The sequence below is a fragment of the Acetobacter garciniae genome (assembly GCF_017377735.1).
GTDB lineage: Bacteria > Pseudomonadota > Alphaproteobacteria > Acetobacterales > Acetobacteraceae > Acetobacter > Acetobacter garciniae.
Genome location: NZ_JAFVMH010000011.1, coordinates 25,378 through 41,674, shown reverse-complemented (window position 1 = coordinate 41,674; position 16,297 = coordinate 25,378). Strand labels below are relative to the sequence as shown.

Below are 16,297 nucleotides of genomic sequence, written 5' to 3'. Positions count from 1 at the left end.
GCGCCTGCGCGCGACAGGTCCAGATGTCAGCTATAGGTTTCAACCCCCAGGTTTTCACGGAAATTCCTGCCCTCGTAATCCTTGCGGAACAGGCCACGGCGCTGCAGTTCCGGCACGACAAGGGTGGTGAAGTCTTCCACACCGGCGGGGAAGTGAGTGGGCACGGCCAGAAAACCATCGCAGGCATCGGCTTCAAGCCATTCCTGCATCGTGTCGGCGATGGTGGTCGGCGATCCCACCATTTTCATGTAGCTGCCTTCGGCAAACGTGCGGGCTGTCTCGATAATGGACAGGTTTCCGCGACGGGCCAGCGCCATGATTGCCGCGCGATGCGATTTGCCGTTATTGGTGTCGGGCAGTTCGGGCATCGGGCCGTTAAGATCATAGTCGCGGAAGTTTATGCCGCCGGAATGGGGCATGAGATGCGTAATCGCCAGGTCTTCGGGAATGAGATTCTTCATGCGTTCCCTGAAGTCTGCGGCATCCTGGTCCGTCTTCCCGACAATGGGCGTAATGCCGGGCAGCACCTTGATCTTGTCCGGATCACGACCGAAACGTACGGCGCGCTTGCGAATATCCTCGCGGAATAAACGGCTTTCGGCGATATCCGTTTGCAGGGTGAAGATGACGTCGGCCGTCCGGGCCGCCAGTTCCCGCCCGGGTTCGGACGCCCCGGCCTGCAGGATCACGGGCCTGCCCTGCGGGCTCTTGTCCATTGTCAGCGGTCCACGGACCTTGAAGAATTTTCCTTCATGCTGGAGGAAATGCATTTTGTTGACATCAAAATAAACACCCCTCTCCTTATCCCGGGTTATCGCCCCTTTTTCCCAGCTGTCCCAAAGCCCGGTCACGACATCGACGAACTCGCTGGCACGTTCATAGCGCGCGCCGTGCTGCATATGTGCGTCGAGACCAAAATTCTGGGCCTCGCTTTCATTGAACGATGTGACCAGATTCCAGCCAGCACGCCCGTTACTGATAAAATCGATGGAGGCAAACCGACGCGCCACATTATAGGGTTCGTTGAACGTTGTGGTCGATGTGGCGGCAAGACCGAGATGCGTGGTCTTCATGGCCAGGGCAGGCAGGAGCATCATGGGATCGAAATGGATCGAGCGTGGATTGGCAGCGCCGTAAGTATCGCCTTTCAAGATCTCATTACTACGCGGTACAGCCGCCTGATCTTCAAAGAAAATGGCGTCCATCTTCGCTTGTTCGGCAAGCTGGGCCGCCCGGACGTAATGCTCGATTCCAAGATCTATTTCCGGAATGGCATCGGGCAGGCGCCAGGCCCCCAGATGTTGCCCGGGAAAAAGAAAGAGTGCGAGACGCAGCATTTTATTGGTCATCAGCTATCCCTCAAGCTTAGGTTCTAGGATGGACAAAGCTCCAGTTGCCGAAATGGATTTCGGGTAGCACTCACCCATTTTGCCTGGACAGGTCCTGGTTTTACGTTCGTTCGGCAGCATCATGAGATGTCGGCAGTTGCAACGCACACGGTGTTCTGATGGAGCAGGATGCAGGCACATACGGCTCCCCCGCCTTCCATGAACCCGTCCATGCCATAATGATGCGATCTCCATGATTTCATGGCGCTTCCTCTTCGACCGGGCATGGCATCCTCTTTATCGGATACGACGCTGAAACCCACGCCCATCATCGTAACTCATGCGATATAATCAGTATACTGATTATATCGGTCCACGCAAGGGGAGGAAAACCCGCCGGTGAACTTGCCCCACCCTGTTTGCCTTTTCCCTTTTGGTGCCGAACCCGACGGCGGGTGCGTTCAGGCACTGCTGGCGAGCATTTCCCAGTTCAGGCCAAAACGGGCAAGATATTTGCGCAGGCGGTCCGCGTCGTTCTGGCTGGCCTTGCCTTGGCGGGATACGGCGAACAGCCGCCGCCCCGCCGCGGAAAGCGACGAGGCTTCGCGACAGGCCCGCACCACGGCTGCGAGTTGTGCCCGGTCGAACTCGTCCACGCCTGCCGGGTCGGGCAGGATTTCAGCCAGCAGCGCAAGGTCATCGTCGCGCTGGACTGCCGACCATTGGCGGGTCAGGGTCGTGATTTCCGCCTCCACCATGGGCAGGGTTATGCGCCCGCGTTCGGCAAGGGTGCACAGCCTGCGGGCCGAGGCCGACAGATCCCGGTAATTACCTGTCCAGGCCATGGCCGGGTCACGGGCAAAATGCAGGTAGCGTGCCCTTGCATCCACATTGAAGCCGATCTTGCACCCCAGGCTCCGTTCCGCTTCCTCCAGTTCATACGCCAGTTCGGCTTCCATATCCTCGCGCCGATTGCGCAATGGCGGAAGGTGGAAAACCCATAAGGCCAGTCGCGCCAGCAGGTCGGGGCGCATGATGCCCTGCTGCGCCAACACGGACAGGTCACGGCTGGTGGCGGCAATCAGGTGAAAGCGGCAGCTCTGCGCGGTATCCGACCCCACGGGGTAGTAACTGCCGCTTTCCAGCGCATCGAGCAGCAGGCCCTGTTCCGCCTGGGGCAGCAGGTCGATGTTATCGAGGAACAGCACGCCGCCTTCGGCCTCGCTGATGAAGCCGGACCGCTCGGTGCCCGCAAGCCCCACCACGTTGCGCCGCTGGCCAAACAGGGCCGCCATGGCCTGCGGCCCCTGCAATCCGGCACAGTTCACCTGGACCAGACGACCCTTGATACGACGGCGCTGGAGTTTGAGTTCATGAATACGGCGCGCAAGCGTGGTCTTGCCAACACCAGCCTCCCCCACCAGCAGGACTGGCTCATCCGAGCGGGTCACGACCTGTTCCAGCCGCTCTATCATGCTGTGAAAGGCCGCGTTCCGGGTCGGGATACCGCCGCGCAGCATGTAGGAATGTTCACGTGCCGCCGCTTCGAAGCGGCGTTGCAACGCATTGTAGCGTGCCAGGTCAAGGTCGATGATGTCGATTGTGCTGTTGGGGCTGCTCTTCCCGCGCGGTGGTCCGCTCTGGAGCAGGCAGGCGGGAATATGGCGGCTTTCCGTCAGCAGGAACCAGCAGATCTGGGCGACATGGGTGCCTGTGGTCAGGTGGACGTAATAATGTTCCCGATCTTCGTCAAAGCCGTAGGATTCCGCAAAATCGTACAGCTTTCCGTAAACCTCTTGAAAATCCCACGGGTTGTCGAGTTCCATATCCACCAGCCGCACCTCGGTCTGGGGCGACAGGGCCACGATATCACGCGCCACCTTCTCGGCCAGCCGCAGGTTGCGGTGGTCATGGAGCAGTTCCAGCCGATCGACCGGGAATTCAGGGTTGGCACAGATCTGCACCGAGGGCCGCCAGGAGCGGCGACGCCCCTGGTCGAGAACGGTGCCGATAAAGCCGATGACAACATTACGCATACGCTTATATAAAACGATAAAACCCTATAAATCCATATAATATTTCGCGCACCCCTTGCGCTGAAAATCTCATAATATCATTTAGTAACAACCTGTTATGGGGATTTGCCGTTTTTCTTTTTTTTCGCTCTTCCATCTAGCAAAAAAGAGGGGTGACGAAGAAAGGAAACAAAGCCATGGCAAACCGATCGGTGTTTGCGTCGCTGCGGGGGCGGTTCGCACCGCAGGCCGACACCCGTAACGCGGCAGGTGCTCCTGCCTATGACCTCGCTCCGGCCCATAAGCTCGCCCAGCTTGCCATGACAGGCACTTTCGGCGGTGGCTATTACCAGGACGCACAGGCACAGGCGCGAACCCTGATCGAACTGGCCAACACCGTAAACCCGGATTTCCTGGCCCGCACTGCCATCCATGCGCGGGACAAGGGGCACATGAAGGATACGCCTGCTTTGCTGCTGGCTGTTCTGTCCGGGCGAGATCCGGTGCTGTTTGCCCGTGCGTTCCCCAAGGTGGTGACATCGGGCCGGGTGCTGCGCACCTTTGTGCAGATCATGCGGTCTGGACAGGCCGGGCGTAAATCCCTGGGCTCACGCCCCAAGGCCATGGTGCGGGACTGGTTGAATGGTGCCTCCGACGGGCAGCTTCTGGCAGCGTCGGTAGGGAATGCACCGTCATTGGCCGATGTCATTCGCATGGTCCATCCACGTCCGGCTGACCCGCAGCGCGAAGCCTTCTATGCGTGGCTGATCGACCGGCCTGTCGATGTGTCGGCCCTGCCGCCCATCGTGCAGGACCTGCTGGCCTTCCGCTCTGGCGTGTCGGAACAGGTGCCCGCCGTGCCGTTCCAGTTGCTGGGCAGCCTGCCGCTTACGCCCGGGCAGTGGGGTGCTGTCGCCCGCACGGCTTCATGGCAGACCCTGCGGCAGGGGCTGAACATGCTGACACGCAACGGCGCCTTTGCGGACCCTGCGGTCATAGCGCATGTGGCGAGTGTGCTGTGCGACCCGGAACGGATCAGGGCGGCCAAGGCCCTGCCCTACCAGTTGCTGGCCACGCTGCGCGCCCTGAACAAGGCGGTGCCGCCTGCCCTGCGGGAGGCCTTGCATGACGCCATGGAGCGTGCGGTCGCCAACGTGCCCCGGTTTGCCGGGCAGGTTGTGGTGTGCCCCGACGTGTCCAGTTCCATGCGTTCGCCGGTTACGGGGTACCGGAGCGGCGCCGCCACGGCGGTGCAGTGCATTGATGTTGCAGCTCTTGTGGCTGCGGCGATCAAGCGCAGCAACCCGGATGCACGTATCCTGCCCTTCGAGGAACAGGTGCGGGACATCGCCCTGGAGCCGCGGGATACGATCCTGACCAATGCCCGCCGGCTTGCGGAACTGGGCGGCGGTGGCACGGATTGCGCGGCCCCCTTGGCGTGGCTCAACGCCCGGCATGAAGCACCGGACCTTGTGGTGTTCGTGTCGGATAACCAGTCCTGGGGCAATAAACGGCCCGATGGGACGCCCACAGGCATGCTGCGGGAGTGGACAAAGCTGAAGGCCCGTAACCGGAAAGCGCGCCTCGTATGCATCGATATCCAGCCTTACGGCACCGCACAGGTGCTCGAACGGGAGGATGTATTGAATATAGGCGGCTTTTCCGATGCGGCCTTCGACCAGATGGCCGAATTCGCATCCGGCCGGATGGAGGCCACACACTGGGTCGGGCAGATCATGGCCCAGCCCCTTTGAACAGGCCCGGGGAATGCCGGTGGGATTACAGGAAAGGCAGCGGGCAACCGCCTGTCGCGGGTTCAAATCCCGCTCCCCACCATCCTTGTCTCCGGCCCCATTTTCCAACCCCTGGCGAATGCAAGGGGGGACTACATTCGTGAAGGCAGCCCCTATGGGGCCCTTATGTCCCCCCATCCCCTTGTCGCCAGGGCCTTTTTAGCCACCCCGACCGCCGGGGAAATGCATGGCGGACTACATTCATCAAGTCCATCACAGCCCTTGTCCCCATGGTGTGGCCGGCCCGCGTAAGCCACGGGCCGGTTGCCGGGATCATGCGCACATAACCGCGGGTGCCTGCGCACGCGCGGCCTGGAAAGAAGACGTGAATGACCATGACCCATGAACATCCAGCCCCCATAACTGGAAATGACCTGATTGCATGGGGCCACCGTCCCGGTGCCGGCTTTGCCGCCTTGTTGGCGCGTGCCAGTACCGCGCAAAAAGACGGAATGGACAGTGCCCAGATCCGCTCTCTGCTGGCGGCCGATCTGTCGCCACCCCCGCCGTCGCTCCTGCCCTTGCGTGCGGAAGGCGAGGTGCCGCTGCATATCTCGCTTCGTGCGGAAAACGAGGACGAAACCACCAACATGAACAAGGTGCTGGCCACGATGCGCGAAGTGCTGCGCACCCCTACGGTGGAAGCCGGGGCCGTCATGCCCGATGCCTGCCCGGCGGGACCGCTGGGCACCATTCCTGTGGGCGGCATTGTCGCGACGCGCAACGCCATTCATCCCGGCATGCATTCGGCCGACATATGCTGCTCGGTGATGATGACCGACCTTGGTAATGCCGAGCCCAGGATGGTGCTGGATGCGGCTTCGGCCATTACGCATTTCGGTCCCGGTGGGCGCAAGGATGGCAACCGCTTCGCGGTGGACCCCGATCTGCTGGACGCATTCCGCGCCAACCCGTTCTTGAAGCGCGAAAAGACCCTGGACGCGGCCCGGACCCACATGGGTACCCAGGGGGATGGTAATCACTTCCTGTTTGTCGGGCGTTCGCGCAGTACGGGGCATACGGTCATGGTCACGCATCATGGGTCACGCGGGCCGGGTGCACGGTTGTACACCTCCGGCATGGAGGTGGCGGAGCGCTACAGACAGCAGCTTTCGCCCGACACGCTGCCCCAGAATGCATGGATACCGGCCGATAGCGAGGATGGTCGTGCCTATTGGCAGGCTCTGCAACTGACGCACCGGTGGACAAAGGACAATCATGCCACGCTGCACCACGCCATCAGCACGGCGGTACGGGCCAATGTGGTGGAGCGGTTCTGGAACGAACATAACTTCGTGTTCGAGCGTGATGGCCTGTTCTACCATGGCAAGGGCGCGACACCCGCCTGGGGCAAGCATGCCGATGATGCCTGTGGCAAGGTGATCATTCCGCTGAACATGGCCGAGCCGGTCCTGATCGCACGCGGAAACGACGCCCCCCACGCGCTGGGCTTTGCGCCCCACGGCGCGGGTCGCAACTTCACGCGAACCGAGCACCGCCGCCGCATGGGAGCCATCACGGCGGAAGCGCTGCTTACGGCCGAGACACAGGGGCTGGATATCCGTTTTTACGGAGGCAAGGTGGATATCTCGGAACTGCCCTCAAGCTACAAAAGGGCCGATACGGTGGTGCAGCAGATCGGGGAATACGGCCTGGCCGAGATCGAGGACTATATCGACCCCTTTGGCTGTATCATGGCGGGCAACATGGGCTACAGGGGGCGCAGGTCTGCCCGCCGCTCTCCCTGAACCGGGGCGCTGACTTGGCCGGAAAGAAAAAGAGGCGCAATCCATCGGGATTGCGCCTCTTTCAACTTGTACCGCATCAATACGGTGCTCAGGGAATCATGGGCTCCACAAAAAAGCCCGATGTCCATCGGTCCTAGTAATGGACGGACATGGAATCGATCGGCGTCACTTTCGGCGGAGCGAAGGTGGTCAGGTCGATCCCTTCGACGGCAGCCATGTATTCCTCATTGCTCGGCATCCGGCCAAGGATAGCCGACAACACCACGACGGGGGTCGAGGCCAGAAGGGATTCCCCTTTCTTCTCGCCGGAATCTTCAACGACACGGCCCTGGAACAGGCGGGTCGAAGTCGCCAGAACGGTATCGCCCTTTTCCGCCTTTTCCTGATTGCCCATGCAGAGATTGCAGCCCGGACGTTCCAGATAGAGAATGTTCTCGTATTCGGTCCGCGGGGTGGCCTTGGGGAGCAGGTCATTGAATTCGAAGCCGGAATAGCGCTCCAGGATTTCCCAATCCCCTTCGGTCTTCAGTTCATCGATGATGTTATAGGTCGGCGCAGCGACGACCAGCGGCGCCTTGAACTCAACCTTTCCTTGCGCCTTCTCAAGGTTCTTGAGCATCTGGGCCACGATTTTCATATCGCCCTTATGCACCATGCAGGAGCCCACAAACCCAAGGTCTACCTTCTTGGTGCCGCCGTAATACGAAACCGGGCGGATCGTGTCGTGGGTGTAGCGCTTGGACACGTCAGGGTTGTTTACATCCGGATCGGCGATCATCGGCTCATTGATCTCGTCGAGATCGACCACGACTTCGGCAAAATATTTCGCATTGTCGTCGGGGGCCAGCGCGGGCTTTTCGCCCGAGCGGATCTCGGCAATACGCTTGTCAGCCTTGGCGATAAGGCCCTTCAACGTGCCTGCGGCATTTTCCATGCCCTTGTCGATCATGATCTGGATGCGCGACTTGGCGATTTCCAACGACTCTATCAGCGTCTCATCCTGCGAGATGCAGATGGAAGCCTTCGCCTTCATTTCGGCTGTCCAGTCGGTGAAAGTGAAGGCCTGGTCGGCAAGCAGCGTTCCGATATGCACCTCAATGACGCGGCCCTGAAAGACGTTATCGCCGCATTGCTTAAGCATCTGCGCCTGTGTCGCATGCACCACGTCACGGAAGTCCATATGCGGCTGCATCGTGCCTTTGAACGTAACCTTGACCGATTGCGGGATCGGCATCGTCGCCTCGCCCGTGGCCAGTGCCAGCGCCACGGTGCCAGAGTCGGCACCAAAGGCCACACCCTTGGACATGCGGGTATGGCTGTCGCCCCCGATGATGATCGCCCAGTCATCCACGGTGATGTCGTTCAGCACCTTGTGAATCACGTCCGTCATCGCGGGATAGACGCCCTTGGGGTCACGCGCGGTGATCAGGCCGAAGTTGTTCATGAATTTCATGAGCTTCGGGATATTCGCCTGTGCCTTCTTATCCCACACGGAGGCCGTATGGCAGCCAGACTGGTATGCGCCATCCACAAGGGGGGAGATGATGGTCGCTGCCATCGCCTCAAGCTCCTGTGCGGTCATCAGGCCAGTTGTGTCCTGGGAACCGACGATATTCACCTTCACACGAACGTCCGAACCCGCGTGCAGGATCTTGCCCGGCGTTACACCAACGGCATTGCGGTTAAAGATCTTCTCGACCGCGGTCAGGCCCTGGCCGTCAAGCGCAATCTCCTTGTTCGGTGCAAAGACCGGGGTGGCCTCGATCCCCAGCGTCTGGGCCGCAAAGGTCTGGAGCTTCTTGCCGAAAACGATCGCGTAAGAACTGCCCGCCTTCATGAACTCCATTTTCTGCGGAGTTAATGCGGCGGCAATATCAACCAGCTCCTTGCCGTTCTCGTCACGAAGCTGCTTGTTCTTGACATCGATCTTCAGGACAGTGCCGGTCTCGACTGAATATTTCTGCTCAAGAACGGGGTTGCCGTCGCTGTTCAGGACCGGCTTGCCGTCTGCGTCGGTCTTCTTGACCCAGTTTTTCAGGTTGATGCCGATACCACCGGTCACGTCGACAGTGGTTGCAAAAATTGGCGAAATACCGTTGGTGCCAGCGACGATCGGGGCGAAGTTGACGAAAGGCACATAGGGGCTGGCCCGCTTGCCGGTCCAGAGTGCGACGTTGTTCACGCCAGACATCCGCGACGAGCCCACGCCCATCGTGCCCTTTTCGGCGATCATCATCACCCGCTTGCCGGGGTGCTGCTTTTGCAGGGCGACGATTTCCTGCTGCGCCTCGGGCGAGATCATGCACTGGCCGTGCAATTCGCGGTCCGAGCGCGAATGCGCCTGATTGCCCGGTGACAGAAGGTCGGTCGAGATATCGCCTTCAGCGGCGATGAAGGTCACGACCTCGATCTCGTCTTCGACATCCGGAAGCTTGGTGAAGAATTCGGCCTTGGCGTAGCTCTCGAGCACGTCTTTTGCGACGGCGTTGCCGGCTTTGTAGGCATCGCGCAACCGGAACATGTCGGCGTCATAGAGGAAGACCTGGGTCTTCAGTACTTCGCCCGCCTGCTTGGCGATCGCGCTGTCATCGCCCAGGGCGATATCGAGCAGCACCCTGACCGACGGACCACCCTTCATGTGCGAAAGCAGTTCGAGCGCAAAGGCTGGGGTAATCTCGGGGACAACCGTTTCGCCCAGGACGATCTTCTTCAGGAAGGCCGCTTTGACATCGGCGGCACTCGTTGTGCCGGGCAGCGTGTTGTAAATGAAGAATTTGAGGGCCTCTGCCCGGTGTTCGTTACCGGGATCCTCAATCAACGTGATAATTTCACGAACGAGGCCGCCGTCGTCGATCGGCTTGGGGGCAAGCCCTTGCTTTTCTCTGTCCTTGATTTCGGCCAGGTAATCTGAGTAGGCGTTCATCGCAATTCCAACGTCATTGAGGTGTATGGACCTGAAACGCGGCCCCGCAAACCGGTATGGTTAAGTCGGCTTAAGGTTCTGATGGATCCCAGTTACGCCAACCCCTGCCGACTGACAAGACACGGCATTTCAGCAACAATAGTCCTTTGAATTCAGCGTTGACGGCTTAAAAATGGCAATCCACATGCCGGCTGGACTGGAATATGCGATCACCAATTTTAACCCCCCTGAGCTTTCCCGATCTGGCCGATGACGCAGCAATTGTCATTTCAATTTTCCGGCACTGGCACTCTTGAACTGCCCGGCTTTAACCGAAGCCTGCGATATCGAGCCGGCTCTGATTTTCACGGATGACCCTGGCATCGCATAAACCGTTGACCGCCCCTGCCGGGCCATTGTCGTAGATGCTCCAATGCCGACCGCGATGGAGTGAGGGGATGTCATCCGGCTCCCTGGTTCAGGGTTCTCCTGCCTCCGGGGCGACCGGCCTTAACTCAGTAAAGCCGAAGATATTTCTGGTAATCGGACTTGTGTTTAAAAAGAAACAGAACATAGTAATCACGATAGTTCCGCCTGCGCCGGAAAACCTTTTCATAAAAGGGAAAGACATTATATGGCCCTTCAAAGCCATTCATGTCGCATGTTTCGGCTTCAATGCATTTTACTTGAAAGAGCGGGGCATATAAAGCACTGTCCGACCTCTGGTCGTATCTGACATGGAAAAGATTTTTCCTGAAATCCCGAAGCCGTGGCGGCAGAAGGAAAATCATGTCCTGTTCGATCCAGGTCTGTCTGCCGTCAACCTTGCGTAGATAACGCATGTCCTCGGGCATATCGGCGTAGAATGCGAAGTTCTGTACGATCATCCCTCGGGCCGCAGCGGTGAACAGGAACCGCTGTCTTTAAGCATGAAACCTTCCAAAAATCAACATATGGTGAATATATAGACCCATTCCTTCCCATAAGGACGAACACATGGATGCTTCTGTCTTGGCGGCCCTTATTCCTTCCTATGTCTGGCCTGACATTCTGCGGCCACATATCGAAACCCTGTATGACGTCATTCATCACTCCATCGCCCCCAACGCACCTGCCGCCGATCGAGAGGGGCACTATCCGACAACGTCCATCGTAGCGCTGAAGGCATGTGGTGTAATGGCCGCTGCCCTACCCCGCTCCTATGGCGGCTGGGGCCTGACACAGGCCCAGTCCCAGGAAATTCTATTGCGCATGGCCAGCGCAGATCCGTCAGTCGCACAAATATATAAGGTCCATGACGATCTGGTGCGCGAAATCTTCACTTTCGCGGATGATGCCACATGCCGCCGCCTGGGCCACGACATTGCATCGCGCAATATCATTATCGGTCAAGCGATTGCGGAGGAAGGAGCCCGCGCCGATCAGTTCGGGCATGTCGTTGCAACACCCGACCATGGCTGTCATATCCTCAACGGCCGCAAGATTTACGCCACGGGAGCAATGGGGGCCGACCTTATCGCCATTACGTCCCACGACATTGCCGGCGGAGCCATGCGCTTCGACCTCGTCCCCCGTCGGACGGCTGGTTTGACCGTTCTGGACGACTGGAGCGGCATGGGACAACGCGCGACAGCCTCAGGCACTGTCATACTGGACAATGTGCGAACCGTACCAGGACTGGTGATACCGAAGGAGAACCCATCCCCACCCGACTGGTCATCCCTTCGTTACCAGCATGGTTTTTCTACAATCATGGCCGGGATCGGGATGGCCGCATTGCGTTATGCGGCCGGCTTTGTGCGCGAACAGGCGCGGCCATGGATTTCCGTACAAGGGAAAAATGCCAGTGACGACCCGATGGTGCGCCGCCTGTTTGGCGAGATCGGCGCGGAGCTTGCCGGAGCCGTCGCCCTGATCCGTGACGCCGCCAACGGGCTCGACTTGCGTGCATCCGGCGTTATTCCGCGGGCGGAAGCCGCCATGGCCGTCTATGCGGCACGCTCTCTTGCCTCCCGGGTGAGCCTGCGTGCCACGTCGGACATCATGAGCGCCATGGGGGCGCGGGCGACCAGGGAATCGATCGGCTTCGACCGTTACTGGCGCGATGCGAGAACGCTCTCACTTCACGATCCGGTCGATTGGAAACATGAAGAGATTGGCCGACATCTCCTCACGGGCTGGCTTCCAGAGCCCTCCTTGTATGGTTAACGTTGTTGGCACCATGCCTCGGGTGCCGGTTGATATTTCGTCCCGAGATTTGGGGGGCTGGTCGTTATGCACGCTTCTTCATGGGCCATGGCAAAACGTCCCGCTCCGCACCATCCGATTTTCAGATCAGTGTTCCAGGCGAAGCGCGACCATTGCCAATGCTTATAGCAAGAAACGCGGCGATTACTCCGGCGGCACCTGCCAGAACAAGCATGTCCTGGTAGCTTCCCTGCGCCTGTCGCAGTATGCCTGCGAGGGAGGCGGCACAGGCCGCCCCGATCTGATGTCCGAACACGATCCAGCCAAACACGATCGGGGCAGAGCGTTCCCCAAACGCCATGTTGGACAGGCGCAGGGTTGGCGGAACGGTTGCGATCCAGTCGAGGCCATAGAATATCCCGAAGATCATCAGACTTTCAGGCGAGAAATCGATGAAGGGTAGCGCAATCAGCGACAGCCCCCGCAGTCCATAATAGGAAAACAGCAGCCAGCGCGCATCCAGCCGGTCTGTCAGCCAGCCGGACAGCGTGGTGCCGATAAGATCGAACATTCCCATCATGGCAAGGTATCCTGCCGCCGGAACTTCCCCGATGCCATGGTCGGCGCAGATTGCGATGAAATGCGTGCCGATCAGTCCATTCGTAGTGAAGCCACACACAAAGAAGGTCGCGAACAGAAACCAGAAGTCTCGTTTGCGCGCGGCCGCCAGCAGGGCCGTTATGGCCGTGCGTAAAGGGTTTTGGTCCGTATACCGGAGCGGCTCATGATCCGGTTCCGCCCCATGTGGCACCAGTCCACGATCCTCAGGGTGCTCTGGCAGGAAAAGAGCCACAAGGGGCACCAGTATCAGGGTGGTTGCGGCAACGGCCATGACAGGTGCCCGCCACCCGAAATGATGGGCAAGTCCTGCAAGACCCGGCAGGAAAAGTAACGAACCGGTTGCCGTGCTGGCGGCTAGCAGACCCATGATCGTGCCGCGCCGGGCCACGAACCAGCGGTTCACCACCGTGGCGCCCAGCACCATCGCCACCGCACCCGTGCCAAAACCGGTCAGCACACCCCAGGTCAGAAAAAACTGCCAGGGCTGCGTCATGTCCAGTGACATGAGCGTCGATAGACCGATCAGCAGCAGCGCACCAATCAGCATGCGGCGGATGCCGAACTTCTGCATGAGGGCGGCGGAGAAAGGCCCGACGAGCCCGTACAGGAATATTCCCACGGCGGCCGAGACGGAAATGCTGCTGCGGCTCCAGCCCAAGGCGTCCTGCAGCGGCATCATCAGCACGCCGGGCGTGGCCCGGACACCGGCGGATACCAGCAGCGAGAGAAACGTGAGCCCGACCACCAGAACGAAGATGTGCGGGCGTTGTGTTCCCTTGTTTCGGGGTATGGAAAGTTTCATATGACTGACCGATAAGTTACGTTGTCCCGACCATCGGTACCGATCGGTAACATCGCCAGTTGCGAGTTTGGAAATGTCGTCTCCCAAAGCTCTCCCCCGTCCCTGTGCGGCCAGTAAAATCCGCAGTTCGGCGCGTGACCTGTTCTACAATCAGGGTATTCGCGCCGTTGGCGTGGGTGAGATCGTACACAAGGCGGGTGTGACCAAGTCTTCTCTCTATAGGGCTTTTGGCTCCAAGGATGGGCCGACGGCCGCGTAGCTGGCGGATTACCAGCAGGCGTTCTGGTACCGGATTGACGCGATCTGCCACGATCATCCAAATGATCCCTGTACACAAATTCTCGCCTATTTCGATGACCTGGCCCGACGGCCTAGCCAGCCCGGTTATCGTGGCTGCGCGCTGACTAATCCCATTGCCGAGTATCCGGAACCGGAACACCCCGTTCGTCAGGAAGTCGCACGTCTGAAACAGGAAATCCGTGAGTGGGTCAGGCAGAAAGTATGCACTCTGACGACAGACGATCCTGACCTGCTGACCGATGGCCTGATCTTGATTATGGAAAGCACCTATACCTGCGGGCAGGTCTTTCTCTCTCCGGGCCCTGTGGCACAGACCGGCAAACTGGCACGACTGCTGCTCGATACTGCAGCGCACAATTGAGCAGAATAAGGGCCTGCAATCGCTCTTCGGTAAAATCTGGGCAGTTCAGTCTTCAACATCAAAGAAACTGGAGTGTTTCATGCCTCCCTCATTACAAGACCAGAGAGCGCATTATATCCAAAAAGTTTTTCAAATCTTCCAGCTCCATGAAGGAGCTGGAAGCTCATGTATTGAACTGTCGAAAGCAGGCGTCAGCCGCGGGCCGGAGGTGCTGGCGGCGGGGGCGGCGGGGGGGGCGGTGCTTCGGCGGGCGCGGGTGGTGGGGGCGGCGGTGGCTTGTCGTCTGCGCAAGCGGCGAGCAGCGACAGAGGAATGACGACGGCTACAAGCGCCGCATTACGGAGCAGTCTGTAACGGGACGATGTTTTGGAATTCGCGGACATCTGTTACCCCTTTGTTCAGTCCCTGATGGACAGTAAGTAGTTAAGAACATCACTCGACAGAAAGTCAAACTGCTATTTACGTCATACTGAAGATCGAGGAGTCGTGTTTCGTGTCTACATCATGGTGGCAAAACGGGTCATATTATGACGATTCCTCAACGATCAGAACAATAAAACGCACTGCGGGCCGATGGGTTGCTGCCGCCCGCCATTGCGCGCTGGCGGCGGTGGCGGCTCTCTCCGCCTGCACCGCCGTCCCGGAGTATGCGTCCACCGAGATAGGGCGCGCACTCAACGCACCGGAGTCGGTCACCGCGCGGGGGGACACGCTCAACGGCGGCCTGCTGAAACGATTTTACGCTCGCCATGACTTTGAACCGGTATGGGATAAACATCCCGCCCAGGCACAGGCCATCCTGAAGGCCATTGCCCAAGCGGGCGACCAAGGTCTGGACCCCGTATCGTTTCACGCCGACCTGTTGCGGCACAACAAGAACCTGACACCGCTTGAGCGTGAACTTCTGCTGTCGGACGCAGCACTGTCCTATGCCGACGCTCTGGCGCACGGGGCCGTACCGCCGGAACGACGCGACGACAATCAGGCCCTGATCCCCGCGGCGGTCGATGTCGCGGCCCAAGTGAGCCAGGCCCTGGACGCCGCTGATCCGGTGGCTATGATCGAAAGCCTCGCCCCCACGACCCCGGCCTATCGCGCCCTGCGACAGGCGTTGCGGACCTGCCGTTCCGCAGGACCGACTGAACGGCGCAAGGTCGTGGATTGCCAGCGCCGGATCGAGGTCAATCTCGAACGCCAGCGATGGTTGCCGCGCGCGATGCCCGCCGATCGCATCGTGGTCAACGTGGCGGATGAACGGCTGGTGGCCTATCACGATAACCAGCCAGTAATGGCCACCCGGGTGATCGTCGGGCAGGACGCGAAGCGCAACCAGAGCCCGGAATTCCAGGCGCTAATCGAAGCGAGCCTGTTCAATCCGCCCTGGGTCGTTCCGAAAGACATCGTGACGCGTGAGATGCTGCCCAAGATCAGTCGCGATCCGAACTATCTTGCCCGCAACAGGATGATCATGCTTCCCAACGGAGAAATCGAGCAGATGGCGGGGCCGGAAGCGGGGCTCGGCCTGCTGATGTTCGACATGCCCAATCGTTTTGACGTCTATCTTCACGACACGCCCGACCAGTCCGAGTTCAATCGTGTCAACCGCCGTATCAGCCATGGGTGCATCCGGGTGCAAAATCCGCGGGAATTGGCAGCCATTTTGCTGAAGGAACCTCTCAAGGCCGTGGATCAGGAGATCGCGACCGGCAAGACGACGCGTCACGACCTACCTACGGGTGTGTCGGTCTTCGTCATTTACCTGACCGCGTTCGTGGACGAAAACGGCGCGCTGCGATACGCGCCGGATTTCTACAACCGGGACCCTGCACTCTGGAAGCAGTTGCATAGGCCGCCGCATGCCCGTGTGCCTCTACCCTCGTGATAGGACTAGCCTATGGGGAAGGCAGCACGCGTTTGGACTTGTAACGGTTTTGCGACAGGCTGCCGAAATGCTCGGGTAATCCGAGCGATGCTTGTCCAGAAGGCGCACGGCTCGCTCATGGAATTCAGGCGAATAACTCGATATTTTCTTTTTCTCTGCCATAGGGCTCATCCTCCGAGAGTTTTACTCTCCGGTAAAACCGTGGCTGTTCAGGCCTGATATCGCAGATGACATCGCCCCAATGATTGCCTCGCTTTTATCCGAGAGTAATCGCTGGGTGAACGCGCAGCGGATCGAGGTCTCTGGCGGTCAGGCCATCTGAAGGCTGGCCCTTCCACAAATGCAATGCCGCACTAAT

At 59.4% G+C, this 16,297-nt stretch carries 9 protein-coding genes and 1 pseudogene; 6 read left to right on the top strand and 4 right to left on the bottom strand.

Features of this window, described 5'->3' with window-relative positions; genetic code table 11:
- Window positions 1-26: 26 nt before the first annotated feature.
- Together J2D77_RS15175 and J2D77_RS15170 are read right to left on the bottom strand one after the other, a co-directional pair.
- The gene (locus J2D77_RS15175) at window positions 27-1,349 is read right to left on the bottom strand and encodes an LLM class flavin-dependent oxidoreductase (RefSeq protein WP_207847232.1); all 1,323 of its coding nucleotides are present in this window, start codon (window positions 1,347-1,349) and stop codon (window positions 27-29) included.
- 440 nt (window positions 1,350-1,789) lie between these two features.
- The gene (locus J2D77_RS15170) at window positions 1,790-3,364 is read right to left on the bottom strand and encodes an RNA repair transcriptional activator RtcR family protein (RefSeq protein ID WP_207847231.1); all 1,575 of its coding nucleotides are present in this window, start codon (window positions 3,362-3,364) and stop codon (window positions 1,790-1,792) included.
- A gap of 176 nt (window positions 3,365-3,540) precedes the next feature.
- Between J2D77_RS15170 and J2D77_RS15165 the strand changes: the two genes are divergently transcribed.
- A complete protein-coding gene (locus tag J2D77_RS15165) occupies window positions 3,541-5,097 on the top strand; it encodes a vWA domain-containing protein (protein ID WP_207847229.1) in 1,557 nt (518 codons plus the stop codon).
- 368 nt (window positions 5,098-5,465) lie between these two features.
- Window positions 5,466-6,884 carry an RtcB family protein gene (locus J2D77_RS15160; protein WP_207847228.1) on the top strand — a complete coding sequence of 473 codons (1,419 nt, stop codon included), beginning with the start codon at window positions 5,466-5,468 and terminating at the stop codon, window positions 6,882-6,884.
- 133 nt (window positions 6,885-7,017) lie between these two features.
- Here the strand turns inward: J2D77_RS15160 and J2D77_RS15155 are convergent, their stop codons facing one another.
- Window positions 7,018-9,807: a bifunctional aconitate hydratase 2/2-methylisocitrate dehydratase gene (locus J2D77_RS15155; protein WP_207847227.1), complete on the bottom strand. Its 2,790-nt coding sequence runs from the start codon at window positions 9,805-9,807 to the stop codon at window positions 7,018-7,020.
- 975 nt (window positions 9,808-10,782) lie between these two features.
- On the opposite strand from J2D77_RS15155, the gene J2D77_RS15150 reads away from it, so the two are divergent.
- Window positions 10,783-11,994, top strand: coding sequence for an acyl-CoA dehydrogenase family protein (locus tag J2D77_RS15150; protein ID WP_207847226.1), 1,212 nt, complete (start codon window positions 10,783-10,785; stop codon window positions 11,992-11,994).
- 121 nt (window positions 11,995-12,115) lie between these two features.
- Here J2D77_RS15150 and J2D77_RS15145 read toward each other — a convergent pair whose 3' ends face one another.
- Window positions 12,116-13,396: an MFS transporter gene (locus J2D77_RS15145; protein WP_230975861.1), complete on the bottom strand. Its 1,281-nt coding sequence runs from the start codon at window positions 13,394-13,396 to the stop codon at window positions 12,116-12,118.
- A 73-nt stretch (window positions 13,397-13,469) separates the two neighbouring features.
- Between J2D77_RS15145 and J2D77_RS15140 the strand changes: the two genes are divergently transcribed.
- The 3 genes and pseudogenes from J2D77_RS15140 to J2D77_RS17380 form a co-directional block, all read left to right on the top strand.
- On the top strand, window positions 13,470-13,655 hold the full coding sequence (locus J2D77_RS15140; RefSeq protein WP_207847225.1) for a TetR/AcrR family transcriptional regulator: 186 nt from the start codon (window positions 13,470-13,472) through the stop codon (window positions 13,653-13,655).
- 1,012 nt (window positions 13,656-14,667) lie between these two features.
- Window positions 14,668-15,939, top strand: coding sequence for a L,D-transpeptidase scaffold domain-containing protein (locus tag J2D77_RS15135; protein WP_207847224.1), 1,272 nt, complete (start codon window positions 14,668-14,670; stop codon window positions 15,937-15,939).
- Window positions 15,940-16,144: 205 nt separating this feature from the next.
- Window positions 16,145-16,261: pseudogene (locus J2D77_RS17380) on the top strand (3-oxoacyl-ACP reductase); the annotation flags it as partial.
- Between the last annotated feature and the right edge of the window lie 36 nt (window positions 16,262-16,297).

What these genes read in the sequence shown, in the direction of transcription:
- J2D77_RS15160 (WP_207847228.1), top strand. Translation starts at nt 5,466, where the DNA reads ATGACCATGACCCATGAACATCCAGCCCCCATAACTGGAAATGACCTG.
- J2D77_RS15145 (WP_230975861.1), bottom strand. Translation starts at nt 13,396, where the DNA reads ATGAAACTTTCCATACCCCGAAACAAGGGAACACAACGCCCGCACATC.
- J2D77_RS15140 (WP_207847225.1), top strand. Translation starts at nt 13,470, where the DNA reads ATGTCGTCTCCCAAAGCTCTCCCCCGTCCCTGTGCGGCCAGTAAAATC.
- J2D77_RS15175 (WP_207847232.1), bottom strand. Translation starts at nt 1,349, where the DNA reads ATGACCAATAAAATGCTGCGTCTCGCACTCTTTCTTTTTCCCGGGCAA.
- J2D77_RS15155 (WP_207847227.1), bottom strand. Translation starts at nt 9,807, where the DNA reads ATGAACGCCTACTCAGATTACCTGGCCGAAATCAAGGACAGAGAAAAG.
- J2D77_RS15170 (WP_207847231.1), bottom strand. Translation starts at nt 3,364, where the DNA reads ATGCGTAATGTTGTCATCGGCTTTATCGGCACCGTTCTCGACCAGGGG.
- J2D77_RS15165 (WP_207847229.1), top strand. Translation starts at nt 3,541, where the DNA reads ATGGCAAACCGATCGGTGTTTGCGTCGCTGCGGGGGCGGTTCGCACCG.
- J2D77_RS15150 (WP_207847226.1), top strand. Translation starts at nt 10,783, where the DNA reads ATGGATGCTTCTGTCTTGGCGGCCCTTATTCCTTCCTATGTCTGGCCT.